Genomic DNA, 3,008 nt, shown 5'->3' with positions numbered 1-3,008 from the left:
TACGTTTTTTAGACTTCTTTGTTAAGATGTGACTTTTAAACGCGTGCTTTCTTTTAATTTTACCAGTACCAGTAAGCTTGAAACGCTTTTTAGCACTAGATTTTGTTTTCATTTTAGGCATTTTTTCCTAGGTTTTATTATTTCACTTATAATACTATAAAACTGAACTTAATACTATCCTTTAAGGATGTAGTTTCAAGTTCAGTATTTAAATTAGTACATTACTTTAGGTAATACTAATTGTCTTTTATTTTTTAGGAGCAATAAACATAGTCATACGTTTTCCTTCCAGTCTAGGCATTTGTTCTACTTTACCTAATTCTTCAAGATCTTGTGCTAAACGTAATAATAATATTTGTCCTTGTTCTTTAAACACAATAGAGCGACCTTTAAAGAATACAAATGCTTTTAATTTGGCACCTTCTTTTAAAAATTTTTCTGCGTGTTTTTTCTTAAATTGATAATCATGATCATCGGTTTGTGGACCAAAACGAATTTCTTTAATTACAACTTTACTTGCTTTTGCTTTTATAGCCTTATCTCTTTTCTTTTGCTCGTAAAGGAACTTCTTATAGTCCATTACTTTACAAACTGGAGGAACAGCTTTTGGCGAAATCTCAACAAGATCTAATTCTTGTTCTTGAGCAATTTTTAAAGCATCTCTAGTGTCGTACACGCCAATTTCGACGTTGTCTCCAACTAAACGTACTTTCTCAGCTCTAATTTTACGGTTAATATTATGCTGATCTTCTTTAATTACTCTTAATGGTCCTTTGGACCTTCTTCTACGAATTGCTATGGCTCTAAAATTTAAGTTAAACTTCTTATTATATTAAAATTGCTTTAATGTCTTTTTTATTTCTTCAGATATTAATGCTGCAAAATCATCTACACTAATTGTGCCTAAATCTTCTCCACCATGTTTTCTTACCGAAATAGTATTTTCTTTTTCTTCAGATTCTCCTAAAATGACCATATACGGCACTTTATTCATTTCTGCTTCACGAATTTTTTTTCCAATAGTTTCATTTCTATTGTCAATATTGGCGCGAATATCGTGATTTTCAAACAAATCTAATACTTTTTGCCCATAATTCTCATATTTTTCACTTAAAGTTAATATTGAAACCTGTGTTGGCATTAACCATAATGGGAAGTTACCAGCAGTATGTTCTAGTAATATTGCAATAAAACGCTCCATACTTCCAAATGGTGCACGATGAATCATTACAGGTCTATGAGATTCGTTATCACTTCCTTTATAAGATAATTCGAATCGTTCAGGTAAATTGTAATCTACTTGTATTGTTCCTAATTGCCATTGTCTACCAAGTGCATCTTTTACCATAAAGTCTAACTTAGGTCCATAAAATGCAGCTTCGCCTTCTTCTATAACATATGTTAATCCTTTATCTTTTGCTGCGCTAATAATTGCATTTTCAGCTTTTTCCCAATTAGTAACATCTCCAATATATTTTTCTGGTGTTTTAGGATCTCGAATAGATACTTGAGCAGTAAAGTTTTCAAAACCTAAAGATCCAAATACGTAAAGAACTAAATCTATAACGTTTTTAAATTCGCTATCTAATTGATCTGGTGTACAAAAAATATGTGCATCATCTTGAGTAAATCCTCTAACACGAGTTAATCCGTGTAATTCTCCACTTTGTTCGTATCTATAAACAGTTCCAAACTCTGCAAATCGTTTCGGTAAATCTTTGTAAGACCATTGCTGGTTATTGTATATCTCACAATGATGCGGACAATTCATTGGTTTTAATAAAAACTCTTCATCTTCTTTTGGTGTATGAATAGGTTGAAAGCTGTCTTCTCCATATTTAGCATAATGACCAGAAGTAACATAAAGTTCTTTTTGTGCAATATGAGGTGTAATTACCATTTCGTAACCTGCTTTCTTTTGTGCTTTCTTTAAGAAGTTCTCTAAACGTTCTCGTAAGGCAGCTCCTTTTGGTAACCATAATGGTAAACCTTGCCCAACTTTAGAGGAAAAAGCAAATAATTGTAATTCTTTTCCTAATTTTCTATGATCTCTTTTTTTAGCTTCTTCTAAAAGTTCTAAATACTGAGTTAACTCTTTCTGTTTAGGGAATGTTATTCCATATACACGAGTTAGTTGTTTGTTGTTTTCATCGCCTCTCCAATAAGCTCCTGCTACTGAAAGTATCTTGGCAGCTTTTATAATTCCTGTATGAGGAATATGCCCTCCACGACATAAATCTGTAAAATTAGAATGATCACAAAACGTGATTGTGCCGTCTTCAAGGTTTTCTATTAATTCTGTTTTATAAGGATTGTCTTTATATAATGATAATGCATCTGCTTTAGAAGATGATCTTATAGAGAATTCGTGTTTTCCTCTAGCAATTTCAATCATTTTGTTTTCGATGGTTTTGAAGTCTTTATCAGAAACTATATGTTCTCCAAAATCAACATCATAATAAAAACCATTTTCTATAGCTGGACCAATAGTTAAATGTATACCATTATATAATTCTTGTAGTGCTTCGGCTAATACGTGAGCTGATGAGTGCCAGAATGCTTTTTTACCTTCTGTATCATTCCATGTATATAATATAAGAGAACCATTTGTAGTAAGTGGAGTTGTTGATTCAACGGTTGTTTCATTGAATTTTGCAGAAATAACGTTTCTTGCTAGTCCTTCACTTATGCTTTTAGCCACTTGAATAGGAGTAGTGTTTTGCTCAAATGATTTTATTGAGCCATCTGGTAATGTAATATCTATCATTATATATAATGTATTAATATGGCAAATATACTATCTTGGTCTTTGTCATACAATATATAAAGTCTAAATTCCTTCAGTATAGTGTAAATATTTGATTAATTACGTAATAATATTTTTTTTTATTTTTTTGATTACAGTTGTTGTGTTTATTTTATTTGTGATTGTAAAAACGTTTATATCGTTGTGCTAAAGAGTGTTATGTAATTTAAAAAAAAATAAACAAAATAATTACCAAAAAGTA

General features: G+C 30.8%; 3 protein-coding genes. All 3 read right to left on the bottom strand.

From position 1 onward, the window contains the following. Positions 1 to 121, bottom strand: a 121-nt coding sequence (gene rpmI / locus ACFDSN_RS11965) for a 50S ribosomal protein L35 (RefSeq protein WP_339798808.1), incomplete at its 3' end; no start/stop codon positions are given. A 126-nt stretch (positions 122 to 247) separates the two neighbouring features. Next, entirely contained in the window at positions 248 to 757 is a 510-nt protein-coding gene (gene infC, locus ACFDSN_RS11960) for a translation initiation factor IF-3 (protein WP_375240086.1), read from the bottom strand. Positions 758 to 832: 75 nt separating this feature from the next. After that, entirely contained in the window at positions 833 to 2,767 is a 1,935-nt protein-coding gene (thrS, locus tag ACFDSN_RS11955) for a threonine--tRNA ligase (protein WP_375240085.1), read from the bottom strand. Positions 2,768 to 3,008 lie beyond the last annotated feature (241 nt).

The organism is Aurantibacter sp., from assembly GCF_042094015.1.
Classification (GTDB): domain Bacteria; phylum Bacteroidota; class Bacteroidia; order Flavobacteriales; family Flavobacteriaceae; genus Aurantibacter.
Note: the sequence above shows the minus strand (reverse complement) of the source record. Positions and strands in the feature narration are given on the sequence as shown.